Source organism: Hydrogenophaga sp. (assembly GCF_051860785.1).
GTDB lineage: Bacteria > Pseudomonadota > Gammaproteobacteria > Burkholderiales > Burkholderiaceae_C > Hydrogenophaga.
On the sequence record NZ_JBIMLB010000012.1, the window covers coordinates 95,110 to 119,756 of the forward strand.

Sequence of the window (24,647 nt, forward strand, 5' to 3'; positions counted from 1 at the left end):
GGGACAGACGCATGGGCCAGGGGGTCGCAAGATGGCAAGGCTGAACACCGAGGAGCCTTGATGAGCCTGATTGCCGAAAACGAACTGCAGGAAGTTCCTGTCCTGGACATCGATCCCTATGCGATGGATGTGCTGCGCGACCCCTATGCGTTCCACGCCGCGCTGCGCGACACAGGCCCCGTGGTGCTGATCAAGCCGCATGGCGTGTACGCCACGGGTCGGCATGCCGAGGCCAAGGCGGTGCTCGCCGATCACACCCGTTTCATCACCGGCGCGGGCATCGGCATCCAGGACATCCGGCAGCCAGGCGAGTTCCGCATTCCCAGCCGCCTGCTGGAAGTGGACCCGCCGGACCACACCCAGGTGCGCGCGGCCGTCACGCGCGTGCTCTCGCCGGTGGCGATCCGTCGTTTCAAGGAGAGCTTCACGGAGAAGGCCCAGGCGCTGGTGCAGAAGCTGATCGACCTGCGCGAGTTCGATGCCGTCGAACAAGGCGTGGAGGCCTTCGTGCTGGACGCCTTTCCGGCGGCCGTGGGCGTGCGCCTGCCGCGCACCGAAACCCTGGCCATCGGCGAGATGCGCTTCAACCAGAGCGGCCCGAAGAACGCCCTGTACCACGCCGCGATGGCGCGCGCCCAGCCGTACCTGGAGTGGTTCGAGCAGACGGTGCAGCGCGACGCGGTGCTGCCTGGCTCCATCGCCGAGATGCTGTTCCAGGCCGAGGACAAGGGCGACTTCGATCCGGGCGTGGCCTCCAACATCATCCGCAGCTTCGTGGGTGGCGGCACCGACTCCACCATCGCCGGCATGGGCTTCACGCTGCACCAGCTCGCGCTGCATCCCGATCAGTGGGCCAAGGTGCACGCCGACCCGACGCGGGTGAAGGCGGCCTTCGAAGAGGGCATTCGCCACGAGGCGCCCTTCCAGGTCACCTACCGCACCACCGTGGGCCCCACGAGCGTCTCGGGCATCCGGCTCGACGGCGACATGAAGCTGGGCGTGTTCATGGGTGCGGCCAACCGCGATCCCCGGCACTGGGAACGACCCGATGAATTCGACATCGAGCGCCCCCAGCTCGCGGGCAACCACCTGGCCATGGGCACCGGCGCACACGCCTGCATCGGCCAGATGATCGCGCGCGGCGAGTCCGAGGCTTTCCTGGGCGAGATGGCGCGGCGGATCAAGGCCATCGAACTCACGGACACTCCCACCTACCGCCCGATCAACCAGATGCGCATGCTCGACAAACTGCCCCTGCGCGTGACGCCCGCCTGACGAATGCCCGACACCCCAGCACCCGCCACCCCCGCCCACGGCCCGCTCTCGGGCCTCAAGGTCCTCGAGATGGGTCAGCTCATCGCCGGCCCGTTCGCCGCCAAGACCCTCGCCGATTTCGGGGCCGACGTCATCAAGATCGAGCCGCCCGGCGCAGGCGACCCCTTGCGCAAATGGCGGCTGCTCAAGGACGGCACCTCGGTCTGGTGGCAGGTGCAGTCGCGCAACAAGCGTTCCGTCGCGCTCAACCTGAACGAACCTTCGGCGCAGGACATCGTGCGCAAGCTGGTCTCCGAATGCGATGTGCTGATCGAGAACTTCCGGCCCGGTGCCCTGGAAGGCTGGGGACTCTCGCCCGACGTGTTGCTGCAGGCCAACCCGCGCCTGATCGTGCTGCGCGTGAGCGGCTACGGGCAGACCGGGCCGTACCGCGACCGACCAGGCTTCGGCGTCGTGGCCGAAGCCATGGGCGGCCTGCGCCACCTCACCGCCGAGCCCGGGCGTGTGCCCGTGCGCGTGGGCGTGTCCATCGGCGACACGCTGGCCGCGCTGCACGGCGTGATCGGCATCCTGCTGGCCTTGCAGGAGCGGCAACGGTCCGGCCAGGGGCAGGTGATCGATGTGGCGCTGTACGAAGCGGTGTTCAACTGCATGGAGAGCCTGCTGCCGGAGTACAGCGCCTTTGGCGCGGTGCGCGGTGCCGCCGGCAGTGCCTTGCCGGGTATCGCACCGAGCAACGCCTACCGCTGCAAGGACGGCAACTACGCCCTGGTGGCCGGCAATGGCGACAGCATCTTCAAGCGCCTGATGGCCGCGGTGGGTCGGCCGGATCTGGCGTCCGACCCCGCCCTGGCGGACAACGCGGGACGGGTGGCGCGCGTGACCGAGCTCGATGCCGCCATCGGCGAATGGGCCGCCCGGCACGACGTGGCCGAGGTGCTGGCCGCGCTGGACGCGGCGTCGGTGCCGGCGGGCCGCATCTACACGGTGGCCGACATCGCCGCCGACCCGCACTACCAGGCGCGCGGCATGCTGGAGACGGTGCGCATGGCCGATGGCAGCGAGCTCACCGTGCCCGGCGTCGTGCCCAAGCTCTCGCGCACGCCCGGTGGCCACCGCCGCAACGCGCCCGACGTGGGCCAGGACACCGACGCGGTGCTGCGCGAGATCGGCCTCACGCCGGAACAGATCGCCGAGCTTCGGCGGCGTGGTGTGGTCGCCGGAGGAGCCGAATGAACCGCATCTACTTCAACGAAGTCGTCACGCGGGACGGCTTCCAGATGGAACCCGACTTCGTGCCCACCGACGCCAAGGTGGCGCTGGTGGATGCGCTTTCCGCTTGCGGCTACGCCAAGATCGAAGTGACCTCGTTCACCTCCGCCAGGGCCATCCCCATGCTGCGCGATGCCGAAGCCGTGATGGGGCGCATCCGCCGTGTGCCGGGCGTGGAGTACGCGGTGCTGGTGCCCAATCTGCGCGGTGCCGAGCGTGCGCTGGAATCGAAGGCCGACGAGCTCAACCTGGTGATGTCGTGTTCCGAGTCGCACAACCAGGCCAACCTGCGCATGAGCCGCGCGCAAAGTATCGCGGCCCTGTCGGAAGTGATCCGTGTGGTGGGCGACCAGGCGGCGGTCAACGTGTCGCTGTCCACCGCCTTCGGCTGCCCGATGGAGGGCGACGTGCCGCAGGCCACCGTGCGCGAGTTGGCGCAGCGCTTTGCCGACCTGGGTGTTCGTGGCGTCACCGTGTGCGACACCACGGGCATGGCCAACCCCGTGCAGGTGCAGGCCATGGCCGAGTCACTGCAGCGCGAGCTGCCCGACGGGCTCCAGCTCATCATGCATTTCCACAACACGCGCGGCATGGGACTGGCCAACGTGCTGGCGGCGGTGCAGGCCGGCATCGTGCGGTTCGACGGATCGCTCGGCGGGCTCGGCGGCTGCCCGTTTGCGCCGGGCGCCAGCGGCAACATCGCCAGCGAGGACGCCGTGCACATGCTGCAGACCATGGGACACGACACCGGCGTCGATCTCGAACGGCTGCTGGCCGTCTCGCGCGGCCTGCCCACCGTGGTGGGACACGACGTGCCGGCCCAGGTGAGCAAGGCCGGGCCGGTATGGCAGCTTCATCCGGCGCCTCAGCAGGCTGGCTGAAACTTTTTTTCTGAAAGCACCATGCGCGCCGCTTACTACACACAGCAGGGCCCTGCGCCCGAGGTCTTCACCGTCGGTGAGCAGCCGACGCCCCAGCCCGGACCGGGCGAAGTCCGCGTGCGCCTGCGCTGGTCGGGCGTCAATCCCTCCGACTGGAAGACGCGCAAGGGCGGCCCTGGGCGCAAGCTGATGGCGCCGCTGATCGTTCCGCACAGCGATGGCGCAGGCGTGATCGACGCGGTGGGCGAGGGTGTGCAGGCGTCCCGCATCGGCGAGCGCGTGTGGATCTGGAACGGGCAATGGAAGCGCCCCTTCGGCACCGCAGCGCAGTGGATCGCACTGCCTTCTGCCCAGGCGGTGAAGCTGCCCGATGGCGTGGATGAGGAATCCGGCGCCTGCCTGGGCATACCCGCCTTCACGGCCCTGCATGCGGTGCGCCTGGCAGCCCCGCGCCCCGGCACCACGGTGCTGGTCGCTGGTGGTGCCGGTTCGGTCGGCCACTATGCCATCCAGATGGCCAAGGCGCGTGGCGCCATGGTGATCGCCAGCGCCAGTTCACCCGACAAGGCGCGGCACGCGCAGGCTGCCGGTGCGGACCACGTGTTCGACTACCGCGCGAGCGACTTCACCGCCCAGGTGCAGGCGGCCACCGGGGGTGCCGGTGTGGACGCGCTGATCGAAGTCAACCTCACCGCCAACGCATCGCTCTACCCCGGCCTTCTGAAGGCACATGGCCAGGTCATCGTCTACGGCATCACGGGCGCCGAGGCTTCACTGCCCGCGCTGTGGCTCATGCAGAACAGCGTGGCGCTGAAGTTCTTCATGATCTACGACATTCCCCAGGCCGACCGCGAAGCCGCGCTCACCGAACTGGACGCGCTCCTGCGCACGCAGCGCCTGCAGCACACGGTGGCCCTGCGGTTTCCCCTGGAGCGCATCGCCGAAGCACACGACATCGTGGAACGCGGCGAGCCGATGGGGCACGTGCTGCTGGAGGTCTAGCGACCGCGAAACACCGGCTTGCGGCGCTCCCCGAACGCCCGCATGCCCTCGGCAAAGCTCTCGCCATCGATCAGCCTTTCCTGGCGCTCCCGCTCCAGGGCGAGCTGGCTGGCCAGATCGTTGGTTTCTGCGGCGTCGAAAAGCGCGCGCGTCTCGCCAATGGCGTGGGCCGGCAATTCGGCCAGCCGCCTGGCCAGTCGCATGGCCTCGCCTGGCAAGTCCTCGTCGTTCACGCAGTCCCAGATCATCCCCCACTGCGCGGCCTTGTCGGCCGACAGCTTCTCACCCATCAGCGTGAGAGCCACGGCCCGAGCACGCCCGATCGAGCGCGTGAGAAACCACGCAGCGCCCATGTCGGGCACGACACCCAGTGCCGGCACGAAGGGCAGGTAGAAGATGGCCGACCGCGCAGCGATGACGACATCGGCCGCCAATGCAAGACCGAAACCGCCGCCTGCCGCAGCACCATTGACGGCGCACACCACCGGCACCGGCAGCGTGGCCAGCCCATGAACAATGGCATTGCCACCGTTCTCCATCATGCGGCCCACGTAGCGCCCCAGCGAATCGCCAGCGGGCAGGTCCGCCGCGCGACGGCTGAAGTCCTTGAGGTCCGCGCCCACGCAGAAGCCACGGCCTCGCGCCGTGAGCAACATGGCGCGGATCGATGACTCTGCGCGCACCCGCTCCATGGCTTCGAGCAGGCCAGCCTGCACACCTTCCGTGAGCGGGTTCATGCGCTCACCTTCGTTCAGCGTGACCACGGCGACCTGGTCGACGATTTCAAACTGCACGGATTCGCGCGTCATGGGGCTGGGTCCTTGAGGTGCTCGGGGAAGTAGGTTCGCACGATGTGGCCGTCGAAGCGCAACGCGTGGCAGCCGCCCAGGGGAGACGCGCGTTCGGCGCCCTCCTGCGGCGGGGCCACGGCGGTGAAGTCGCTGTCGCCCCACAGCACCTGGTAGGCGGTGCTGGCCATGAGCGGCAGCAGCTCGGTCATGTGCGAACACCCTTGCGTGCCACGGAACAGGCGCTTGGCTTCCCGGGTGAAGCCAGGTTCGAGGCGCATGCCCACGAGCCGTCGGTAGCCAGCTTCCACCTCCATGCATTCCGGGTAGGGGTTGTGTTCGCTGTAGGCGCTGGCATCGACGATGCGACGCTCGCCATCGATCATCAGGCGCACCCGCATCTGGTGGATGGGCTCCTCGGGTGGTACCTCCTTGTTCACCAGGCGCAGCTGCGCAGGTCGGGTGTCGACCAGCAGCCCTTCGACCTCGAGCAGCCCGTCGTCGCGCAGAAATCCCTCGCAGCTGATGCGGCGCCGATGCAGCAGCCGGCGGGCGGCGGGAGGGGGCGCCAGGCTCATGGAATGTCCCGGTGCGCGACGCGCGCGCCCAGCAGGTCCTCGATCTCGGTGGCCGAGAACCCTGCCTGCGCCAACAATTCCGCAGTGTGCTCGCCGGTGCGCGGCGCTTTCGGCGGCAAGGTGGATGGTGTGCGGTCAAAACGCGGCGCTGGCGCCGGCTGAAGCACGCCGTCCTGCCGAACGAAGGTGCCGCGCGCCGCGTTGTGGGGATGGTCGACGGCCTCGCTCATGGACAGCACGGGCGCGAAGCAGGCGTCCGTTCCCTCCAGCAACTGGCACCACTGGGCGCGCGTGCGGGTGCGGAACAACGCGGCCAGCTTTTCACGCAGGGCCGGCCATTGACCCTGCTCCCACTGCTGCTCGAAGTGAGGGTCGGTGATGCCGCACAAGGCGAGCAACTGCCGGTAGAACTGCGGCTCGATCGCGCCGATGGCCACGTGCCCACCATCCAGGCAGGCGTAGGTGCCGTAAAAATGGGCCGCGCCGTCCAGGAAATTGCTTTCGCGCTGGTCCTGCCAGAAGCCCTTGGCCATCAAGCCGTACTGTGCGGCCATGAGCAACGCCGCGCCGTCGGTCATGGCGGCATCCACCACCTGGCCTTCGCCGCTGTGCCGGGCCTGGTGCGCGGCGGCCAGCACGCCCAGGGCGAGCAGCATGCCACCGCCACCGTAGTCACCCACCAGGTTGAGCGGTGGCATCGGCTGGTCGGCCTTGCCGATGGCGTGCAGCGCACCCGACAGTGCCACGTAGTTGATGTCGTGCCCCGCCGCCTGCGCCAGCGGCCCGGTCTGGCCCCAGCCGGTCATGCGGCCGTAGACCAGCTTCGGGTTGTGGGCCTGGCAATGGGCTGGGCCCAGGCCGAGCTTTTCAGCCACGCCCGGCCGGAACCCTTCCACGAGGATGTCGGCCTTTTGGACCAGGCGCAGGACCACGCTCACCGCGCGCGGGTCTTTCAGGTCCAGCGAGAGCGACTGGCGCCCGCGATCCACCACGCTGTCGTTGCGCATCAGCGCCTCCAGACCGCCGCGCGCCGGCACGGGCGGGCGGTCGATGCGGATCACGCGCGCGCCCATGTCGGCCAGCAGCATGCAGGCAAAGGGTCCCGGGCCGATGCCGGCCAGCTCGATGACGGTGAGGTGGGACAAAGGTCCGGGCATGGGTCAAAGGCCTTTCACATCGAGGGGGTCGCGCTCACCGTCCCAGAGGCTGGACGGGTAGTAGCCGCGCCAGTCGTCTTCGATGCGCGGGTAGGGCACGTCGGACCACACGCCGTGGTCGCGCAGGTATTCCATGTGCACCGAACCGTCTTCCTTGTACTGCTGCAACACGGCGTCGTGCACCCCATCGAAATCCGTGGGCGGAACGCGCATCAGCGCGCACAGCTCCTTGTTGAACGCGGGCACCGCCTTGACCCAGCGGCCCTCGATGTGCAGCGCAGCCCAGCCGTGGTGCATGAAGACCTCGCGGTGGCCCATGATCTGCTGGAGCCGGGGCGTGCTGAAGTGGTTCACCACGTCAGACAGGCCCAGCGCCGCCGGGATGCCCAGCCGCCGCGCGCCAGCGACCAGCAGCACCGCCTTGGGGATGCAGAACGCGCCGCGCTCGCGCACCACGGTGCTGGCGCGGAAGCACTCCGGCGTCATGCGCATGCCGTAGGCTTCGTAGCGCACCTGGTCGCGCACCGCCAGAAACAGGCGCACGGCCTGATCGCGCGGGGTGGTGGCGCCGGCGGCGGCCTCGTCCACAAAGTCCGCCACCTCCGGTCGATCGAAATCGAAGAAGGAGGTCGGCGAGAGGTACAGCGGTCCCGGCTCGGGCCAGCCGTACGGCGTGAACACCTGGTCGGGCGATGCCATCGCCTACATCCGCTTGGCGACTTCTTCCAGCATCACCTCGGTGGCGCCGCCACCGATGGTCAGGATGCGGGAATCGCGCGCCATGCGTTCCACCGGCGTGCCGATGATGTAGCCGGTTCCACCGTGCAGTTGCAGGCAGGTGTGCACCACTTCCTGCAGCGTCTCGGCGCCGAACGCCTTGAGCATGGACACCTCGCGCACCGTATCCTTGCCCTCCTCGATCATCTGGGCGCACTGGTAGGTGAGTGCGCGCACGGCGGCGGCCTTGGCCGCGATCCACGCCACCTTGTTGCGCACCACCGGCTGGTCCCACAGGGACTTGCCGAAGGCCTGCCGGTTTCGCATGTAGTCCACGGTCAGCTCGATCGCCTTGGAGCTGGCACCCGAGACCAGCGCGCCCACCACCAGCCGCTCGTTCTGGAAGGTGCTCATGATGTAGTAGAAGCCCTTGCCTTCTTCGCCCAGCAGGGCGTCGTGGGGCAGCTTCAGGTCGTCCAGGAAGAGTTCGGCGGTGTCGGACGAACGCCAGCCGTGCTTCTCGAACTTGCGCGCGATCTTCAGCCCCGGGTTGCCCTTGTCCACGATGAACAGCGAGATGCCGCGGCTGCCCTTGGCCTCGGGATCGGTGCGAGCGGCCACGATGTAGATGTCGCCGTACACGCCGTTGGTGATGAAGGTCTTGGAGCCGTTGAGCACCCAGCCGTCGTCCGTCTTCACGGCGCGCGTCTTGAGGCCGGCCACGTCCGAACCGGCGTGCGGCTCGGTCACACAGACCGCGCCGACCTGCGTGCCCGCGCAGGCCGCCGGCAGGTACTTCTGTTTCTGCTCGTGGGTGCCGCGGTGGGCAATGTGCGAGATCGACATGTCGCTGTGCACCGTGAGGGCCGACGCCACGCCCCCGAAGGTGGAACGGGCGAGCTCTTCACCGAGCACCACGGAGGCGAGCGCACCCAGGCCGCCACCGCCGTATTCGACCGGATGGCGCATGCCGAGAAACCCCATTTCGCCCAGCTCGCGAAACACGCTGCGCGGGATTTCGCCCGAGGCTTCCCAGGCATCGCCGTGGGGCACGATCTTTTCATTGACGAAGCGGCGCACCTGCTGGCGCACCATGCGCAGGTCTTCGTCAAGGATGTCGGGTTCGCTGAATTCGAATTCGGTCATGGCGTGCGATGGGGTTGATGTGCGTCAAGGTGCAACGGTGGAAATTAATTATAGTCCGGCGCGTCGGTTTATTTATTTTATGCGCGTGAGACGCCCTCCACAAGGGCGTTGCTACACTCGCGTCCGTCAGGAGAAACCATGCCCCGTGTACGTTCGGACGACTACGAAGCCAAAAGCCAGGCCATCATGGACTGCGCCGCCGCGCTGTTTGCCAAAGAAGGCTATCCGTCCGCCAAGATGCAGGACGTGGCGGCGGCCTGCGGCGCGACGAAGTCGATGCTCTACCACTACTTCCCCACGAAGGACGACCTGCTCTTCGCGATGCTGATGGAGCACCTGGAGCGCGTGCTGCAGGGCGTCGAGGAAGCGATCGCCAGCCGCGGCACCACCCGCGAAAGGCTGCTGGTGCTGGTCGAGGCCTACACCCAGAAATCTGCCCAGTCGCGGCGACGCCACATGATCGCCATGCAGGACGTGAAGTACCTGCCCAAACCCAAGCAGGCGCCGCTCATCGAATTGCAGCGCAAGCTCACCGACCGGTTCACGGACCTTCTGAAGGAACTGAACCCGAATCTGCCTGAAGACGTCTACAAGCCCTACACCATGATGCTCATCGGCATGCTGAACTGGACCGACATGTGGTACCGGACCGGCGGCACCATGAAACCCCAGGAACTGTGCGACCGCATGTCGCGGCTGTTCCTCAAGGGCTTCATGGCCGAGAAGGGCTGAGGCCGCTGCCTCCCGCTTACTCGATGGTCTTGTAGGTCGCCGCCGCCGGATCGGCCTTCAGCAGGAACAGCTTGGGCGCAGCCAGGTGGTTGGTGGCGCTGAAGCTGATCGGGGTCATGGCGCCGGTCTCGAGGTTGCGCACCTTCTCCAGCTCCGCCTTGGTGCAATCCCAGGTCAGGGCCTTGCCGCAGCGGCCCATGGCATCGAACAGGGCGCGGGTGGCCGAGTAGCCGGTGAAGGTGTAGCGGTTCACGCGCGCCAGTTCCTCAGGCGACAGGAACTTGCCCAGCTTGTCCTGGAAGTCCTTGGCCTGCGGCGAACCCTCGAGGTACACATAGTCCACGGTGTACACGTTCTCGGCGGCCGTGCCCATCATCTTGGCGCTGGCCGGCACGCGCGACACGTAGGTCACGCCGGTCGGGATCTTGTGGCCGATGCGCTCGAGCTCCTTGGTCATGGTGACGTTCTCACCCAGCACGCCACCGGCCATCAGCGCTTCGGCGCCGGCCTGCTTGACCTTCAGGATTTCCGACGAGAAGTCCTGCTGGCCCTTCTTGTAGATCTGCGTGGAGACCACCTGCAGGTTCTTGGCCTTGACCGCGCGGTCGAAGCCGGCGCGCACGTTTTCGCCGTAGTCGTCGTCCTGGGAGATCAGCGCCCACTTCTTGCCAGGGTAGCGGTCGGCCATGCGCGACACCAGTTCGGCCACGGCATCCGTCATGTCGTAGCCCACGGCGAACACGTTCTTGATGACCGGCTTGTACAGGCCTTCAAAGGTCGTGATCGGGGCCATCGCAGGCAGGCCGGACTGCTGGATCAGCGGCATCGCCGCCTGGGCCTGCGCAGTGCCCGACACCGAGGTCAGTGCAAAGACCTTGTCGCTGTTGATGAGCTTGCGCACGCCCTGCACGGTGCGCGAGGGCACATAGCCATCGTCTTCGGAAATCAGGCGCAGCTTGCGGCCGTTGATGCCACCGGCTGCATTGACCTCGGCCACCGCGGCCTTCACGCCCAGGTTGTGTGCCACGCCCAGCAGGGCGGGAGGACCGGTCAGCGGCAGGATGTCGCCGATCACGATCTCCGTGTCCGTGACGCCTTGCTGCTGCGCCATGGCTTGCCCGCAGGCCAAGGCGGTCAACAGGCTGAGGAAAGCGAATTTGGGAAGTCTCCGGTTCATGCTAGCTCCTTGTGATGATGGCAACCGCCACCGTGAAAAAAGGGAAGGGTCAATAGCGCAGGGGCCACAGGACCCAGGCGTGTCGCACGTCGTGCCAGATGCCGCGCAGGCCGCGCGGGTCGAAACGCAGGAAACCGATGATGGCGAGGCCATACAGCACGCTCTTGATCTCGTGCGCACTGGTGGTCATGACGTCCTGCAGGCGCCCACCCACCACCGACACCAGCGAGCTGAAGACCTCGGGCAGCAGAACGATGAAGATGGTGCCGAAGACCGCACCCAGCACCGAGCCCAGACCGCCCACGATCACGATGGCCAGGGCCTCGATGGACAGCAGGAAGGGAAAGCTCTCAACGCTGACGATGCTGAGGTACATGCCCATCAGCGCGCCGGCAAGTCCGGTCAATGCGGCGCTGACCAGGAAGGCAAGCAGCTTGAAGCGCACCAGGTTGATGCCCATGGTGCGTGCCGCGATGTCGTTGTCGCGAATGGCCACGAGCGCCCGGCCGATGTAGGAGCGCCGGAAGTTCAGCGTCACGAGCACGCACAGGACGCACACGACGAGGCAGAACCAGTAGAACTTCTGGTCGCTCGACAGATCGACGCCCAGCATCGTGGGCCGCTCGATCAGGATGCCGCGGCCCGCACCGGTGAACTTGCCACCGGCCAGGATGGACGCGGACACGATGTAGCTGAAGGCCAGCGTCGTGATCGCCAGGTACAGGCCGTGCAGGCGCAGCGAGGGGATGCCGACGAGCAGGCCGAACACCGCCGGCACCACCGCCGACATCACCAGCGCCAGTTCGGGCGGCAGGCCAAGCCGTGTCACACCGATGGCATAGGCATAGGCGCCGAGCATGAGAAATCCCACATGACCGAGCGAGATCAGACCGGTGAAGCCGGTCAGCACCGTGAGGCCGAGCACGCCCACCAGCGTGAACAGGATGATGGTCACGTACGACAGCACGAAGCTGCTCAGCAGCATGGGCGCTGCGGCCAGCGCCACCAGCAGCAGCAGGGTCCAGACCTTGACCGCCGGTGAGTCCGTGAGGACGAGCAGGTCGCTGTAACGTTGTTTGAAGTATCCGCTTCGCATCAGACTCTTTCGATTCGTTTTTCACCGAACAGCCCGAAAGGCCGCACCATCAGCACCACGAGGATCAACACGAAACCCGCGATTTCCTTCAGCGTGCTGGGCAGGTAGCCGCCCACCAGGTTTTCGAAGACGCCGATGATCAGACCGCTGAAGCCGGAGCCGAGCACCGAGTCGAAGCCACCCAGCACGGTCGCGGGGAAGGCCTTGAGGCCCAGTTCGAACACGGTGGGGGTCAGGCCGTAGATGACAGCGAACATGGCGCCCGCCAGGCCGGCCAGGGCCGAGGCCGAGGCCCAGGCCACCGCCTGCACACGCGCGGTGGACACGCCCATCAACCGGGCCGTCTTCTCGTCGGCCGCCACGGCCCGCATGGCCACGCCGAAGCGGCTGTGGCGCAGGAAGAACCAGAAGCCGGCCAGCGCCAGCAGCAACGCCGCGATCACGCTCAACTGACTCACCCGCATGCCGATGCCGGCGATGTCGACGATGGTGTCGGCCCCGGCCACCTCGAACTTGTGCGGCGAGGCACCCCAGATGATGGTGACGATGGAGCGCAGCACGACGGCCAGGCCAACCGTGACGAGCACCACGGAGAGCACCGGTTCGCCCAGCATGGGCCGCATGATGAGTCGTTCGCAGATCAGTCCGAGAAGGGCGCCCACCACGATGGCGATGAACACCGTGGCAATGCCGCCAGTGCCCAGGGTGATGGCCAGCGACCAGGTGGTATAGGCACTGAGCATCCCCATCTCGCCCTGGGAGAAGTTGACGATGCCCGTGGCCTTGTAGATGACGGCAAAGCTCATGGCGACCAGGCCGTAGATCGCCCCGACCGCGAGGCCGGAGACGACCAGCTCGATGAAGTAGTTCATGCCCCTGTCCCGTAGATCTGCTCGAGCTCGCGCGCGAACTTCTTGTTGATGAGCCCGCGACGGACCTTCTGCGTGGCGGTGAGTTCCCCGTCGTCGTGGTCCAGCTCCTTTTCGAGCAGCACGAACTTGCGGATGTTCTCCACGCGGGCAAACTTCGCGTTGACTTCGTCGACCACACCCTGGATCAGCTCCTGCACTTCGCCCATCTGCGTGAGCGATTTGAAGGTCGTGTACTGCAGGTCGCGTTCACCGGCCCAGCGGCCGACGCTGTCGAAGTCGATCTGGATCAGGCCACCCAGGAATTTCTTCCCTTCACCCACCACGATCGCCTCGCGCACGAAGGGACTGTCCTTGAGCGCGTTCTCGATCTCCGAGGGCGCAATGTTCTTGCCACCGCTCGTGATGATGATGGCCTTCTTGCGGTCGACCACGGCCAGCTCGCCCTGACCCCGCCTCTCGACAATGTCGCCGGTGGCGAGCCAGCCCTCGGGCGAAAGGATGTCGGCGGTGCCCTTGTCGTCGAACAGGTAGCCTTTGAAGACGCCGGGCGAGCGCACGATGACCTCGCCGTCGTCGGCCATCTTCCATTCCACCCCTTCCATGGCCGGCCCGCAACTGCCGGAGATGAAGGGGCGGCCCGGCACCTGCACGAAGCACAGGCCCCCGGCTTCCGTGAGGCCGTAACCCTGCCCGACGGGCAGGCCGATGATGTCGAAGAACCGCAGCGTCTCCGGCGAGACCGAGGCGCCACCGCACATGCGGGTGTGGGTGCGGTTCAGGCCCATGTGCCGCTGCATGTTGCGGTACAGCAGCAGGTACCACAGCGCGAACTCGGCGCGGTCGCCCCAGCCCACCAGGCGCCCGTGTTCGGCGCGCCGGTCCGAGAGCGCGCGCCCTCGCTTCATGCCCAGCCGGTACAGCCAGCGCTGCACACGCCCGCTGTCCTTCATGCGGAACTCGAAGCCCTGCTGCAGCTTTTCCCAGATCCGCGGCACGCCGAGGAAGAAGGTGGGCGCGATCTCGCGGATGTTGGTGGCGACCGTGTCGATGGACTCGGCGAAGTTCACGCAGCCGCCCGAGATGAGGTGCTGCACCGTGGAGTAAGTGCGCTCGGCCACGTGGCACAGCGGGAGGTAGCACACGGACTCGAACGGCTTGTCGACCATCTGGCGCGCCACCATGTAGGCGTAGGCGCCGTACACGAAGTTGCGGTGCGTGAGCATGGCGCCCTTCGGTGGCCCGGTGGTGCCCGAGGTGTAGACGAGGATGTTCACGTCGTCGGGGATCAACTGGTCGATGGCGGCGTCCAGCCAGGCTTCGGCCTGCGGGTTCTGCTTCACATGCTCATCGCCCAACTCCATGAGGTGGGTGAAACCATGCGGGCGGCCCGGTGTGTAGCGGCGCAGGCCCTTCATGTCCACGCAGAAGATGTGCTCCAAGTGGGGCAGGCCGTTGCCGTTGGCCATGGCGTCGAGCACCTTGTCGGTCTGCTCCTGGTCCCCGGTGATCGCCAGCCTCGCCTGGCAGTGCCCCGCGATGTACTGCACCTCGGGCCAGGGATTGGTCGGGTAGATGCCGACCACCTGCACGCCGATCATCTGCGCGCCCAGGTCGGCGTAGAACCATTCCGGCACGTCCTCGGCCGCGATGATGATGCGGTCGCCGCGCTGGAGGCCCAGCTGGGTCAGGCCGAAGGCCACGCGCCGCGCATCGCGGTAGTAGTCCGCCCAGGTGCGGCCGCGCCAGATGCCCTGCACCTTCTCGCGCAACGCCACTTTGCCGCCGATCTGCCCGGCCTGGTGGCGCAACAGGCCCGGCATCGTGGCCTCGCCCCGGATGAGTTGGTCGTGTTCAAGCATGGGCCGCCTCCTCGCCGAGGTAGGCCTTGAGAACCACCGGGTTCGCTGCGATCTCCGCAGGTGTTCCCTCCGCAATGAGCGAGCCGAAGTCCAGCACGTAGACGCGATCGGAAAGGTCCATCACGACCTGCATGTCGTGCTCGATCATCAGCACCGCGATGCCGAACTCGTCCCGGATGTCCAGCGTGAACCGGGCGATGTCTTCCTTCTCCTCACGGTTCATGCCGGCGACGATCTCGTCCAGCAGCAACAGCCGGGGTTCGCAAGCCAGGGCGCGGCCGAGTTCCACGCGCTTCTGCTGCCCATAGGCAAGCTGCGACACGGTCTTGTCCCGCAACTCCTCGATCTCCAGGAATTCGATGATCCGCTCGACCTTCTCGCGCGCGGCGATTTCCTCGCGGCGCGGGCGACCGAAGTAGAGCAGCGACTCCAGCACCGAGTAGCGGAAGTGGATGTGGCGGCCCACCAGCAGGTTCTCCACCACCGTGCCGTGACGGAACAGCGCCAGGTTCTGGAAGGTTCGGCCGATGCCCAGGCCGGCGAAGTCGGACGACTTCAGGCCTGCCACGTCCTTCCCCTCGAACAGGATCTGGCCCTCGCTGGGCGGGAGCACGCCACTGATCAGGTTGAAGGTGGTGGTCTTGCCGGCGCCGTTGGGACCGATCAGGCTCACGATCTCGCCGGGCATGACCCGCAGGCTCACTTCGTTCACGGCCTTCACGCCGCCGAATCGCTTGGAGACCTTGCGGACCTCCAGCACGGGTTGTGCGTTGGTGTTCATGACAGCCACCTCTTGCGGCGCTTGTAGTGCTTGACGTCTTTCATGTGGGTGCGACCCGCCTGGGACGACAGGCCGAGATAGAACTCGCGCACGTCCTGGTTGCGGCGCAGCTGGTCGCTGGTGCCATCGAGCACGACGCGGCCGTTCTCCAGGATGTAGGCGTAGTCGGCAATGGCCAGCGCGCGGCTGGCGTTCTGCTCGACCAGAAGAATCGTGATCCCCGCGGTCTCGCGCAGGCGGCGGATGCTGTTGAAGATCTCCGTGACGATCAGCGGCGCGAGGCCGAGCGACGGCTCGTCGAGCGCGAGCACCTTCGGCCGGCTCATCAGTGCCCGGCCGATGGCCACCATCTGCTGTTCGCCACCGGAGAGGTATCCCGCGATCTGCTTGCGCCGGTCCGCCAGGCGGGGAAACAGCTCGTACACGGTGTCGCGCGTCTCGGCCAGGTGAGCCGCACCCTGCAGGTGAGCGCCCACGACCAGGTTCTCGTCCACCGTGAGCGTGGCAAAGAGCCGCCGGCCTTCCGGCACCTGCACCATGCCCCGCTGGACGATGGAGGGTGCCTCCGCGCGTTCGATGGACTGGCCGAACAACTGGATGGAGCCCTTTTCAATCTCACCGTCTTCGGCATCCAGCACGCCGGAAATGGCCTTGAGCACGCTGGACTTGCCAGCACCGTTGGAGCCGAGCAGCGCCACGATCTGGCCTTGGTGAACCTCCAGCGAGACGTCGCGCACGGCCTCGATCGCACCGCCGTAAACGATCTGGATGTTGTGCACGGCCAGCGCGGGCGGCGGTGCGGAATTCGCATCGGGTGGAGTCGTCATCGTCTTAATAATTAGTCCGTCGCGTCGGTCTTTGAATTGGGCGGATTATGGGGCGATTGGGTTGAACGCGACCACCTAGGGCTTACCCGTAACCACGGCCGTTCCGGCGAGGAGGTCCTTGAGCGGAATGGATTCGTCCGACAGGCGGTCGACATCGACACTCGGCGTTTGCGCGAGCGCGCGGCGCACCTGCATGAAGTCAGCGGGTCGGTTGACGGCATCGATCGCCAGCACACGTTGCCCCAGAAGGTAGAACGCGCAGAAGCTGCGCGCCTCGGGGTTGCCACGCACCACGCAGCGGTCGTGGCCCTGCGACAGGCCGGCCATCTGCAGCTTGAGTTCGTACTGATCGGACCAGAACCAGGGCACCGAGTGGTTGGGCTTGGGCTTGCCGCACAGCCACGATGCGGCCGCGCGCGCCTGCTCCAGCGCGTTGGGCACGGACTCCAGCCGCAGTTGCCGGCCGTACAGCGCATGGTGCTGCACCGTGCAGTCGCCAGCGGCCACGATGTCGGGATCGGCGGTGCGCGACAACTCGTCCACCAGAATGCCGCCCTGCTCGACCAGGCCCGCATCGCGCGCCGCCTCGATGTTCGCCAGCATGCCGATGCCGGCAACGACCAGATCGGCCTCCAGGCGCTGCCCGGTGCTGCATTGCACGGCGACGATGCGCCCACCTTCGCACTCGACACGGGCAAGGCCTGTGCCCGTCAGGATCTCCACGCCGGCATCGCGGTGCACGGATTCGTAGAAGCGCGAAACCTCGGGCCCCGCCACCCGGGCCAGCACGCGCGGCTGGGCTTCCAGCACGGTGACCACCGCGCCCTGACCACGCGCAGACGCGGCCACTTCCAGGCCCACGTAGCCGCCACCCACCACCACCACCCGCGCGCCGGGACGCAGCGCCGTGCGCATGCCATCCGCATCGGCCAGGGTGCGCAGGTAGAACAGGTTGGTCGGTGGATGCGCAGCGTCGATGCCCTCGCACACCAGAGGCCGGGGCCGGCCGCCCGTGCACAGCGCCAGCTTCTCGTAGACCAGCGTGCTGCCATCGGCCAGCGTCACGCGGTGCGCCGCACGGTCGATGGCCACGAGGCGCGCGCCCTGCACGCGTTCGATGTTTGCCGCTTCGTAGGCAGAGGCCGGCCGCAACGCCAGCGAGTCCACGTCCGACTTGCCCAGCAGGTAGGCCTTGGACAGGGGTGGGCGCTGGTACGGCACGCCGGCCTCCTCGCCCAGCAGGACAATGCGCCCCGTCCAGCCGCCCTGGCGCGCGGCAACGGCGAGCTCGCTGCCCGCGTGTCCGGCACCGACAATGAGCAATCCGCAGTGTGGTGTCTCCATGCTTACCCTAATCTGTTTCAGCCAGATGTGTTTTATAGTCCGACTCGTCGGTCTAACTATAAAGACATTGAGACCGGCGCGCAAGGGCGGCCGACGCAGGTCCGGCAAATCAGGGAACATGGGGCCGCCAAGGCCACAGGAGCAGAAGATGACGCGTGCACGCGCCGACGACTACGAGGACAAGAAGCAGGCGATTCTCGACAAGGCCGCTGCGCTGATCGCCCGCAAGGGGTTCGAGGTCGCGACCATGATGGACGTCGCCAAGGCCTGCGGCACATCGAAGTCGCACCTCTACCATTACTTCCCCAGCAAGGAAGACCTGCTGTACGCCATCGTGCACGAATACATCACGCGGCAGGCCGCCGAACTCGCGCGCATCGTGGCGCTGCCGCTGCCCGCAGAGCAGCGGTTCGAACAGTTCGTGAACAGCTTCATACAAGGCGCGGCCCGCGCCCGCAACGAGCACCTGATCCTGATGAACGACATCAAGCTGCTGCCCAAGCTGCAGCTCGAGAAGGTCCGCCGGATGGAGGTCGAAATGACCGAACTCATGGAGACCCTGTTGCGGGAGATCAACCCCGAGTACATGGCCGAGGTCCAGCTGAACAAGCCCTATGCCTTGTTGCTGTTCGGCATGATGATCTGGACCTTTTCCTGGTACCGGCGCACGGGATCCATCACGCCGCGCGAACTGGCGCAGCACATCTCGACCTTGTTCATCCACGGGTTCAAGGCGCTGCCGCAGACTTGACCTCTGCCGCGCCGGGCAGTCACACGCAGCGGGGCGAGGTGCGCATCAATCTGCGACAAGGTGCCGGTGAACCCGCATCAGCCGGTCACGGCTGATGCCCGCGGCGTGACGAAGGTAGGCATCCAGGGAGCCATGGGCGGCATCAATTTCCGCCAGGGCCGCATCGAGATAGGCTGGATACACGGTCATCACTTCCTTCAAGGCGGCCATCGCACGCTCTGGCGTGTCGCCGCTCAACAGCTGCTGCGCAATATGGCTGTCGGGCGTCAGTACATAGCGCTCCGCACTCTGCAGGTAGTCGGCCAGGACCACCTCTTTCGAGACACCCAGCGAGAGCAGCAGCACGGCACAGACGAACCCCGTCCGGTCCTTGCCAGCCTCGCAGTGAATCAGCAGCGGCCCACTGCCTTCATCGGCCAGATAGGCAAACAGCTCGGCCATGTGGCGCGCGAAGAGCCGGGGCAGCAGCCTGTACAAGGCGAGCATTTCGTCCCGGGCCTGTGCAGGACCGAAAGCCGGGTCGTCCAGCCTGTTCCGCCAGTACTGGGGCGTCGCCGCCTCGGCGCCCCGGTCGGTTTCCAGGACGATCGTGCGCAGCAGCCGGCCGTCCGGCCATTCGTTGGGCCTCCTGGCCAGGTCGGTGGGAGTCCTCAGATCGCAGACCGTGACGATACCGGACTGGTCGAGCCACAGCCGGTCGCCCTGGCTGAGACCTGCGAGACGCTGGGACCGGAACACCCTGCCACGCCGAATGGCCTGGCCCGAGGGTGTCAGGCAGCCACCCAGGTCGCGAAAGTTCGGAGCGCCTTGCAGGATTGCCATCAACCCGCGTCAATTCACCGAGCGCTGCTTGCCCTGCCAGTAGGGTTCGCGCAGCACGTTCTTCATGATTTTCCCGGCACCGGACAGTGGCAATTCGTCGCGAAATTCGACGCGCCGCGGGCACTTGTAGTTCGCGATCAGCTGGTGGCAGTGCGCGATGATGTCCTCGGCCGTGACATGCGAGCCGGTTTTCAGGGTGACCACCGCGAGCACGGCCTCGCCCCATTTCTCGTCGGGCACACCGATCACGGCACACTCGCGAACCGCAGGGTGCGCGTGTACCGCGTTCTCCACCTCGCGCGAGTAGATGTTCTCGCCGCCGCTGATGATCATGTCCTTCACGCGGTCAACGATGTAGATGAAGCCTTCCTCGTCCATCCAGGCGCCGTCGCCCGTGTGCATCCAGCCGTTCCGGATGGCAGCCGCAGTCGCCTCGGGTTTGTTCCAGTAGCCCAGCATCACCTGCGCCCCTCGCACCGCGATCTCGCCCGGTGTGCCACGCGGCAGCTCCTGGCCATCCGGGTCGACGATCCTCACATCCACGCCGTACGCAGCGCGCCCCGCGGCAAGGCGCTTGTGCGGGCCGTGGTCACCGTCGAAATGGAAGCGCCAGGGCAGGCTCACCGTGAGCGCGGCGGTCTCCGTCATGCCATAGCCCTGAATGAACTCCCAGCTCGGCAGCTTCTCGATCGCCCTCGCCAGCACAGCGTCGGGAATCGGCGAGGCGCCGTACTCGCAGTAGCGCACGCTCGTGAGGTCGTAGCGGTCGAAATCCGGGTGGTTCAACATCATGTTGATCATGGTCGGCACGAACAGCACGTAGTTGACCTTGTGCTTCTGGATCGCCTCGAAGGCCAGCACGGCCTCGAACTTCGGCAGACACACGTGCGTGCCACCGGCCAGCGTGAGCGCGAACGCTGGAGAGGCACCGGCCAGGTGGAACAGACCGGCCGAGTGCATGTAGTTGGTCTGATCCGAGAAGTGCAGCGTCGCGATCCAGTTGATGGAGGCCGCGATGAAGTTCTTGTGCGAGAGCATCACACCCTTGGGGTGACCCGTGGTGCCGCCCGTGTAGTAGATGCCGCACAGCGCATCGTCGCAGCCACACTCGTCGGCCATCGGGGGCGTCTGTGCGATCAGCACTTCGTAGCTGTGCATTCCCCTGGGCGCGGGCTGATCGCCCATGTGAACCACGTGCGCCATGGTGTGCCCCTTGAGCAGGTCGCCGGCCTGGGGCGCAAAGTCATCGTCCAGCACCAGGCCGGCACAGCCCGCGTCCTTCAAGCTGTAGATGTTCTCCGGAATGGCCCAGCGCGTGTTCAGCGGCACGATCACCAGGTTGGCCCAGGCGGCGGCGAAGAACAGTTCGATGTAGTTGTCGCTGTTGAAGGCCAGCACGGCCAGGCGGTCACCGGGCTGCAGACCCAGGCTGCGCAGGCCAGCGGCCAGGCGCGGTACGCGTTCGCCCACCTCGGCCCATGTGCGCTGGCGGTTCTGGTAAATGGTGGCGGTGTGGCGGTGCCGGGTCTGCACCGCCCGCGTGAGTGTCTGCGTCAATTGCATGGAAATCGCCTCGCACTTCCGACTTTACAGCGCCGGGTGTTTTTGCGGCGAAGGATAACGGGGATAGCCCGCGGCCACGCCGTACTCGCTGATGCCGATGCCGCTTTCGCTGCCTTTCGGTCCATCGGTGTGCACACGCAGCACGTGATCGCCCAGGGTGCGGGCGCGTTCGCGCGTGAGCGGGTCGTCCAGGTCCCATACGTCGTGCCCTTCGGCGTAAGCGCCTTTGTCGTCACCGTGGTTCCAGCCACCAAAACCGCCATAGAGACCGCCCTTGAGGTAGAAGCGCGTGGGCAGGGGCTCCAGGCGCAGCACGCGCGGCGCACCATCCTCGAAGCTCAGGCGCAGTTCGCCGCCCGCCAGGGTCTGGCCCAGGGGGTCATCGGCCCATTGCAGCTCGTGCTCGACGCCTGTGATGTCGCGTTGCAGCACGCTGCCGTTGGCCTGACGCTCGAAGGCCGCGCCTGAGAGGTAGAAAGGCTTGCCCGGTTCGCGCTCCTTGAGGAACATGCAAACACCCACGCTCTCGGTCTGCAGCATGGTCCAGGTCCAGAAGAACTTCTTGTGCGTCTGCATGGGCGGTGCAGCCCAATCGGTGCGCATCTCGGAGCGCACGCCCCATGAGCGGTCTCGCTGGCCCCACCAGGTGGCGGGCGTGAGTTCATGGCGCTGGCCGTCCACGATCAGCCAGCCGCGCCAGCGGCCAAACTGCGTGACGCGCGCGAGGTCTTCCTCCAGCACACCATCGCGCTCACGCCGGCTTTGTTTTTCCTGCGCAGCGGGCAGCCAGGCCTCGAACGCGAGCTCGAAGGAAACGCCCGAAGCGTTGTCTCGCAAGCGCAGGTGGTGCAGGCCTTTCCTGGGCTCGATGTCCAGGCTCAACGGACCGACGTCCAGGTCCAGCGGGTTGTTGCCCAGTTGCCGCGAGGCACGGAAGTTGTGCTGCGCACGGCCCACGGTGACGCCCGCGAAGGCGTCCATCACGCCGCGGTTGGGGTAGTAGCCGAAGCCGATGTCGAGCAGCAGCGGGCTGCCATCGATCGGGTGTGCGGTGTACCACCAGCGTTCGGTGAAACGGGGGTCGCCGCTGCCGGCTTGTGCAAAGGTGCCGGACGTCTGGTGGCCGGGCAGGTCGTCTTGGGGAGTCAGCATGGGTTCAGTCCTTCCTGTCTTGGGATGCGCCGGAGGTCATGGCACTGAAGTCGGTCAGCGGGATGCGCTTGCGCTCGATCCGCAGTTGCTCGCGCAGGGCCTGGCGCAGGATGGCATCGAGCTCGGCCGCGAGCGGCGCAGGCACATGGGGCTCCTGCTGGTCGAGCCAGTCGGTGAGTTGGCGATTGCGGGCTTCTTCGCTGGTCAGATCGGTGCCGGCGTTGTCCGCAGCGGGCACGGTCAGGCCGGCTTGCGCGGCATGCGCGGCAAAGCGTTCATGACCCTCACGCAAGGCCTGGGCTTGCGCTTCCAGGGCCCGCGGGTCCCACACCGTCATGCCGGCCAGTTTGCCCAGGATGTCGTGCACGGCAGCCAGTTGCCCGCGCGCGTGGTCGCTGCTCAGCTCGGGTGCGACCGCGTCGTTGAGTGCGCGGCGCAGGGCTTCGATCAGCTTGGCCAGGTCCGTGTTCATTCGAAAGCCTCCGAGCCCTGCACGGCGGTGTTCATGCAGCCTCCGTCATCAGGCGATTCAGTTCCAGCAGGGTGGAGGTCACCTGGAAGCCCATGGAGGCCATGCGCACATCGCGCCCTCGCCCACTTTCCACACGCTGCGCTGCGCCGAGCAACATCGACGCACTCTTGAACAGACCCAGCACTTCGTAGTAGCGCAGCACATCCGCATCAGGCATGAAGCCCGCCTGCTGCGCGTAGCGCTCGAAGAAGGCTTCGCGTTCCATGATGCCCCCCACGCGGCCCGTGCCACCCGAGAAGACGCGCAACGCTGCCCACGCCAGGTCCTCGTGCGGGTCACCCGGGTGCACCAGTTCCCAGTCCAGCACGGCCGTGATGCGACCGTCCACCTGCAGGAAGTTGCCGACGCGGTAGTCGCCGTGCACGATGGTCACACGCGGAGCCGCTGGTGCATGCCGGCGCAGCCAGCGCATGGCATGGTGCATCTGCGGCGGCGCTTGCGAGGCTTCGTCGGCAAAACCAGCGTGGCGCCACCAGAAGTCGATCTGTTCGTGCGCCACCGTGCCGCGGTCCACATCACCCCACAGGCGGTGCAGGCCAGTCTGCGTCCAGTCCACCGCATGCAGTGCAGCGAGGCCATCGGCGAAGTCGTCGCCCAGGCTGGCGTTCTGCGCCTCGCCACGCGCTTCGGCCTCGCCCTTCCAGGGCATGGGCGTGTCGCCCTCCACGCGGCCGCTGATGAGAAAGGGTGCGCCGATCACGCCGGGGTCGTCGCTGAAACCGAATACATGCGGAACCGGCAGCGCGGCCAGGCTCTGCAGCGCCTCCATGGCACGGTACTCGGGCTCGGCCCGGTAGGGCGCGAGCAGACCCTGCGGATCACCGATGCGCAGGATGAGTTCGAGCGGATCACCGCCCTCCTGCGGTGTGGCCTGGAAGCCGATGGTGATCCAGGAGAAGCCGGCCGCAAAACGGCGCCAGCCATCCAGGCGCAGGGGCCGTTTCAAGGTTGCCGAGAGAAAGGGCGAGAGGCGGCGGCTCAAGTGCTCCGCCGACAGATCGATGCACGCTTCGGTCATCCGCCAGCACTTTTGAACAGAAGGTTGGGCAGCCACAGGCTCAGGGCCGGCACGGCGGCGATCAGCAGCACCCGGACGAGATCGGCCGTGATGAACGGCAACACGCCGCGCACGATGGCCCCCATGGGAATGTCCGGCGTCACCGACCGGATCACGAACAGGTTGACACCGATGGGGGGGGTGATGAGACCGATCTCGACCACGACCACGATCAGGATGCCGAACCACACCGGGTCGAAGCCGAGCGCCACGACGATGGGAAAGAAGATAGGCACCGTGAGCAGGATCATGGACAGGCTCTCGAGCACACAGCCGAGCACCAGGTAGATCGCGATCATCACCAGGATCACACCGAAGGGCGAGAGACCGCTGCCCTGCACCATGGCGAGCAGGCCTTCGTGCACGCCGGTGATGTTGACGAACTCACCGAACAGCGCTGCGCCCAGGATGATGGCAAACATCATGGCGGAGGTGCGTGCGCTGTCCGCGAAGATCTCGCGGATCTGCGCGAGGCTGAGGTTGTGGCGCGTGAGCGCGAACAGCAGTGCGGCGGCGGCACCGATGCCGGACGCCTCGACCGAGGTGAACAGGCCGCCGTAGATGCCGCCCATCACGATGCCGAAGATCGCCGCCACCGGCCACAGCGTTCGCAGCAGCGAGCGGCCATCCATCTTCACGCGTTCGGTATTGCGTGGCGCCTGCGATGGATCGCGCCAGACCATGTAGCGCACCGCGAGCATGTAGCCCACCACCGCAATCAAACCCGGCACGATGCCGGCCGCGAACAGCTTGCCGATGTGCGTTTGCGTGGCCACCCCATAGACGACCATGATCACCGAGGGCGGAATCAGGATGCCCAGCGTCCCGCCCGCGGCCACCGCGGCGCTGGCCAGCTTGTCGCCATAGCCCAGGCGGCGCATCTCGGGGATCGCGACCTTGCCCATCGTGGCCGCGGTGGCAACGCTGGAGCCACAGATGGCACCGAAGGCGCCGCACGCGGCCACCGTCGCCATGGCCACACCGCCGCGGCGGCGGCCGATCATGGCCTGCGCGGCCCGGAACAGGTCGCCCGAGATGCCGGCGCCGGCTACCAGGTTGCCCATCAACACGAAGAGCGGCAGCACGATCAGCGTGTAGACCAGCGTGCTGTCGCGCGTGATCGTGGCTACCATGCTGAGCCCGGGCGTCCAGCCGTTGAGCACCACCACGCCACCAAAGCCCACGAGGCCGAGCGCAGTGGCGATCGGCACCTGCAGAAAGATCAGCGCGAAGGCGATCAGAAAACCCAGGGACACCGCGAGCATT

At 66.7% G+C, this 24,647-nt stretch carries 24 protein-coding genes; 6 read left to right on the forward strand and 18 right to left on the reverse strand.

The window, feature by feature from the left end; genetic code table 11:
- The first annotated feature begins 60 nt into the window (after positions 1-60).
- Genes ACTIF6_RS16400 through ACTIF6_RS16415 form a run of 4 tightly spaced genes read left to right on the forward strand, consistent with a single transcriptional unit; the run spans position 61 to position 4,430 of the window.
- Positions 61-1,275 (forward strand): cytochrome P450, encoded by a 1,215-nt coding sequence (locus ACTIF6_RS16400; RefSeq protein WP_439588998.1) that lies wholly within the window; start codon positions 61-63, stop codon positions 1,273-1,275.
- Positions 1,276-1,278: 3 nt separating this feature from the next.
- Positions 1,279-2,511 carry a CaiB/BaiF CoA transferase family protein gene (locus ACTIF6_RS16405; protein WP_439588999.1) on the forward strand — a complete coding sequence of 411 codons (1,233 nt, stop codon included), beginning with the start codon at positions 1,279-1,281 and terminating at the stop codon, positions 2,509-2,511.
- Positions 2,508-3,428, forward strand: a complete 921-nt coding sequence (locus tag ACTIF6_RS16410; protein ID WP_439589000.1) for a hydroxymethylglutaryl-CoA lyase — start codon at positions 2,508-2,510, stop codon at positions 3,426-3,428. Before ACTIF6_RS16405 ends, ACTIF6_RS16410 begins: the two co-directional genes overlap by 4 nt.
- Before the next feature lie 21 nt (positions 3,429-3,449).
- Complete coding sequence (locus ACTIF6_RS16415) at positions 3,450-4,430, forward strand: NADPH:quinone reductase (protein WP_439589001.1); 981 nt, start codon at positions 3,450-3,452, stop codon at positions 4,428-4,430.
- On the opposite strand, the gene ACTIF6_RS16420 is transcribed toward ACTIF6_RS16415, so the two are convergent.
- The 5 genes from ACTIF6_RS16420 to ACTIF6_RS16440 are packed head-to-tail and all read right to left on the reverse strand — an operon-like array spanning position 4,427 to position 8,816.
- Positions 4,427-5,239, reverse strand: coding sequence for an enoyl-CoA hydratase-related protein (locus ACTIF6_RS16420; protein ID WP_439589002.1), 813 nt, complete (start codon positions 5,237-5,239; stop codon positions 4,427-4,429). The two genes, ACTIF6_RS16415 and ACTIF6_RS16420, sit on opposite strands and share 4 nt — an antisense overlap.
- Positions 5,236-5,796 carry a DUF2889 domain-containing protein gene (locus ACTIF6_RS16425; RefSeq protein ID WP_439589003.1) on the reverse strand — a complete coding sequence of 187 codons (561 nt, stop codon included), beginning with the start codon at positions 5,794-5,796 and terminating at the stop codon, positions 5,236-5,238. Before ACTIF6_RS16425 ends, ACTIF6_RS16420 begins: the two co-directional genes overlap by 4 nt.
- On the reverse strand, positions 5,793-6,953 hold the full coding sequence (locus ACTIF6_RS16430; RefSeq protein ID WP_439589004.1) for a CaiB/BaiF CoA transferase family protein: 1,161 nt from the start codon (positions 6,951-6,953) through the stop codon (positions 5,793-5,795). The genes ACTIF6_RS16425 and ACTIF6_RS16430 overlap by 4 nt, the downstream gene beginning before the upstream one ends.
- Before the next feature lie 3 nt (positions 6,954-6,956).
- A complete protein-coding gene (locus tag ACTIF6_RS16435) occupies positions 6,957-7,652 on the reverse strand; it encodes a transglutaminase-like domain-containing protein (protein ID WP_439589005.1) in 696 nt (231 codons plus the stop codon).
- 3 nt (positions 7,653-7,655) lie between these two features.
- Positions 7,656-8,816, reverse strand: a complete 1,161-nt coding sequence (locus ACTIF6_RS16440; RefSeq protein WP_439589006.1) for an acyl-CoA dehydrogenase family protein — start codon at positions 8,814-8,816, stop codon at positions 7,656-7,658.
- Between the two features lie 138 nt (positions 8,817-8,954).
- On the opposite strand from ACTIF6_RS16440, the gene ACTIF6_RS16445 reads away from it, so the two are divergent.
- Positions 8,955-9,548, forward strand: coding sequence for a TetR/AcrR family transcriptional regulator (locus tag ACTIF6_RS16445; RefSeq protein WP_439589007.1), 594 nt, complete (start codon positions 8,955-8,957; stop codon positions 9,546-9,548).
- A 16-nt stretch (positions 9,549-9,564) separates the two neighbouring features.
- Here ACTIF6_RS16445 and ACTIF6_RS16450 read toward each other — a convergent pair whose 3' ends face one another.
- The 7 genes from ACTIF6_RS16450 to ACTIF6_RS16480 form a co-directional block, all read right to left on the reverse strand.
- Positions 9,565-10,725 (reverse strand): ABC transporter substrate-binding protein, encoded by a 1,161-nt coding sequence (locus ACTIF6_RS16450; protein ID WP_439589008.1) that lies wholly within the window; start codon positions 10,723-10,725, stop codon positions 9,565-9,567.
- A 49-nt stretch (positions 10,726-10,774) separates the two neighbouring features.
- Positions 10,775-11,821 (reverse strand): branched-chain amino acid ABC transporter permease, encoded by a 1,047-nt coding sequence (locus ACTIF6_RS16455; protein WP_439589009.1) that lies wholly within the window; start codon positions 11,819-11,821, stop codon positions 10,775-10,777.
- The gene (locus tag ACTIF6_RS16460; RefSeq protein ID WP_439589010.1) at positions 11,821-12,693 is read right to left on the reverse strand and encodes a branched-chain amino acid ABC transporter permease; all 873 of its coding nucleotides are present in this window, start codon (positions 12,691-12,693) and stop codon (positions 11,821-11,823) included. Before ACTIF6_RS16460 ends, ACTIF6_RS16455 begins: the two co-directional genes overlap by 1 nt.
- On the reverse strand, positions 12,690-14,552 hold the full coding sequence (locus ACTIF6_RS16465; protein ID WP_439589011.1) for an AMP-dependent synthetase/ligase: 1,863 nt from the start codon (positions 14,550-14,552) through the stop codon (positions 12,690-12,692). Before ACTIF6_RS16465 ends, ACTIF6_RS16460 begins: the two co-directional genes overlap by 4 nt.
- On the reverse strand, positions 14,545-15,333 hold the full coding sequence (locus ACTIF6_RS16470; protein ID WP_439589012.1) for an ABC transporter ATP-binding protein: 789 nt from the start codon (positions 15,331-15,333) through the stop codon (positions 14,545-14,547). Before ACTIF6_RS16470 ends, ACTIF6_RS16465 begins: the two co-directional genes overlap by 8 nt.
- Entirely contained in the window at positions 15,330-16,160 is an 831-nt protein-coding gene (locus tag ACTIF6_RS16475) for an ABC transporter ATP-binding protein (protein ID WP_439589013.1), read from the reverse strand. Before ACTIF6_RS16475 ends, ACTIF6_RS16470 begins: the two co-directional genes overlap by 4 nt.
- A gap of 75 nt (positions 16,161-16,235) precedes the next feature.
- Positions 16,236-17,504 carry an NAD(P)/FAD-dependent oxidoreductase gene (locus ACTIF6_RS16480; protein ID WP_439589014.1) on the reverse strand — a complete coding sequence of 423 codons (1,269 nt, stop codon included), beginning with the start codon at positions 17,502-17,504 and terminating at the stop codon, positions 16,236-16,238.
- Between the two features lie 148 nt (positions 17,505-17,652).
- On the opposite strand from ACTIF6_RS16480, the gene ACTIF6_RS16485 reads away from it, so the two are divergent.
- A complete protein-coding gene (locus tag ACTIF6_RS16485; protein WP_439589015.1) occupies positions 17,653-18,255 on the forward strand; it encodes a TetR/AcrR family transcriptional regulator in 603 nt (200 codons plus the stop codon).
- A 45-nt stretch (positions 18,256-18,300) separates the two neighbouring features.
- On the opposite strand, the gene ACTIF6_RS16490 is transcribed toward ACTIF6_RS16485, so the two are convergent.
- Genes ACTIF6_RS16490 through ACTIF6_RS16515 form a run of 6 tightly spaced genes read right to left on the reverse strand, consistent with a single transcriptional unit; the run spans position 18,301 to position 24,646 of the window.
- A complete protein-coding gene (locus tag ACTIF6_RS16490) occupies positions 18,301-19,077 on the reverse strand; it encodes a tyrosine-protein phosphatase (protein WP_439589016.1) in 777 nt (258 codons plus the stop codon).
- Between the two features lie 9 nt (positions 19,078-19,086).
- On the reverse strand, positions 19,087-20,640 hold the full coding sequence (locus tag ACTIF6_RS16495; protein WP_439589017.1) for an acyl-CoA synthetase: 1,554 nt from the start codon (positions 20,638-20,640) through the stop codon (positions 19,087-19,089).
- Positions 20,641-20,664: 24 nt separating this feature from the next.
- Complete coding sequence (locus ACTIF6_RS16500; protein WP_439589018.1) at positions 20,665-21,792, reverse strand: hypothetical protein; 1,128 nt, start codon at positions 21,790-21,792, stop codon at positions 20,665-20,667.
- 4 nt (positions 21,793-21,796) lie between these two features.
- A complete protein-coding gene (locus ACTIF6_RS16505; RefSeq protein ID WP_439589019.1) occupies positions 21,797-22,264 on the reverse strand; it encodes a hypothetical protein in 468 nt (155 codons plus the stop codon).
- 31 nt (positions 22,265-22,295) lie between these two features.
- The gene (locus tag ACTIF6_RS16510) at positions 22,296-23,342 is read right to left on the reverse strand and encodes a phosphotransferase family protein (protein WP_439589020.1); all 1,047 of its coding nucleotides are present in this window, start codon (positions 23,340-23,342) and stop codon (positions 22,296-22,298) included.
- Positions 23,339-24,646 carry a TRAP transporter large permease gene (locus ACTIF6_RS16515; protein ID WP_439589021.1) on the reverse strand — a complete coding sequence of 436 codons (1,308 nt, stop codon included), beginning with the start codon at positions 24,644-24,646 and terminating at the stop codon, positions 23,339-23,341. Before ACTIF6_RS16515 ends, ACTIF6_RS16510 begins: the two co-directional genes overlap by 4 nt.
- Between the last annotated feature and the right edge of the window lies 1 nt (position 24,647).

Excerpts from the sequence above, each read along its gene's own strand:
- ACTIF6_RS16400 (WP_439588998.1), top strand. The coding sequence starts at position 61 with ATGAGCCTGATTGCCGAAAACGAACTGCAGGAAGTTCCTGTCCTGGAC.
- ACTIF6_RS16405 (WP_439588999.1), top strand. The coding sequence starts at position 1,279 with ATGCCCGACACCCCAGCACCCGCCACCCCCGCCCACGGCCCGCTCTCG.
- ACTIF6_RS16410 (WP_439589000.1), top strand. The coding sequence starts at position 2,508 with ATGAACCGCATCTACTTCAACGAAGTCGTCACGCGGGACGGCTTCCAG.
- ACTIF6_RS16415 (WP_439589001.1), top strand. The coding sequence starts at position 3,450 with ATGCGCGCCGCTTACTACACACAGCAGGGCCCTGCGCCCGAGGTCTTC.
- ACTIF6_RS16420 (WP_439589002.1), bottom strand. The coding sequence starts at position 5,239 with ATGACGCGCGAATCCGTGCAGTTTGAAATCGTCGACCAGGTCGCCGTG.
- ACTIF6_RS16425 (WP_439589003.1), bottom strand. The coding sequence starts at position 5,796 with ATGAGCCTGGCGCCCCCTCCCGCCGCCCGCCGGCTGCTGCATCGGCGC.
- ACTIF6_RS16430 (WP_439589004.1), bottom strand. The coding sequence starts at position 6,953 with ATGCCCGGACCTTTGTCCCACCTCACCGTCATCGAGCTGGCCGGCATC.
- ACTIF6_RS16435 (WP_439589005.1), bottom strand. The coding sequence starts at position 7,652 with ATGGCATCGCCCGACCAGGTGTTCACGCCGTACGGCTGGCCCGAGCCG.
- ACTIF6_RS16440 (WP_439589006.1), bottom strand. The coding sequence starts at position 8,816 with ATGACCGAATTCGAATTCAGCGAACCCGACATCCTTGACGAAGACCTG.
- ACTIF6_RS16445 (WP_439589007.1), top strand. The coding sequence starts at position 8,955 with ATGCCCCGTGTACGTTCGGACGACTACGAAGCCAAAAGCCAGGCCATC.
- ACTIF6_RS16450 (WP_439589008.1), bottom strand. The coding sequence starts at position 10,725 with ATGAACCGGAGACTTCCCAAATTCGCTTTCCTCAGCCTGTTGACCGCC.
- ACTIF6_RS16455 (WP_439589009.1), bottom strand. The coding sequence starts at position 11,821 with ATGCGAAGCGGATACTTCAAACAACGTTACAGCGACCTGCTCGTCCTC.
- ACTIF6_RS16460 (WP_439589010.1), bottom strand. The coding sequence starts at position 12,693 with ATGAACTACTTCATCGAGCTGGTCGTCTCCGGCCTCGCGGTCGGGGCG.
- ACTIF6_RS16465 (WP_439589011.1), bottom strand. The coding sequence starts at position 14,552 with ATGCTTGAACACGACCAACTCATCCGGGGCGAGGCCACGATGCCGGGC.
- ACTIF6_RS16470 (WP_439589012.1), bottom strand. The coding sequence starts at position 15,333 with ATGAACACCAACGCACAACCCGTGCTGGAGGTCCGCAAGGTCTCCAAG.
- ACTIF6_RS16475 (WP_439589013.1), bottom strand. The coding sequence starts at position 16,160 with ATGACGACTCCACCCGATGCGAATTCCGCACCGCCGCCCGCGCTGGCC.
- ACTIF6_RS16480 (WP_439589014.1), bottom strand. The coding sequence starts at position 17,504 with ATGGAGACACCACACTGCGGATTGCTCATTGTCGGTGCCGGACACGCG.
- ACTIF6_RS16485 (WP_439589015.1), top strand. The coding sequence starts at position 17,653 with ATGACGCGTGCACGCGCCGACGACTACGAGGACAAGAAGCAGGCGATT.
- ACTIF6_RS16490 (WP_439589016.1), bottom strand. The coding sequence starts at position 19,077 with ATGGCAATCCTGCAAGGCGCTCCGAACTTTCGCGACCTGGGTGGCTGC.
- ACTIF6_RS16495 (WP_439589017.1), bottom strand. The coding sequence starts at position 20,640 with ATGCAATTGACGCAGACACTCACGCGGGCGGTGCAGACCCGGCACCGC.
- ACTIF6_RS16500 (WP_439589018.1), bottom strand. The coding sequence starts at position 21,792 with ATGCTGACTCCCCAAGACGACCTGCCCGGCCACCAGACGTCCGGCACC.
- ACTIF6_RS16505 (WP_439589019.1), bottom strand. The coding sequence starts at position 22,264 with ATGAACACGGACCTGGCCAAGCTGATCGAAGCCCTGCGCCGCGCACTC.
- ACTIF6_RS16510 (WP_439589020.1), bottom strand. The coding sequence starts at position 23,342 with ATGACCGAAGCGTGCATCGATCTGTCGGCGGAGCACTTGAGCCGCCGC.
- ACTIF6_RS16515 (WP_439589021.1), bottom strand. The coding sequence starts at position 24,646 with ATGCTCGCGGTGTCCCTGGGTTTTCTGATCGCCTTCGCGCTGATCTTT.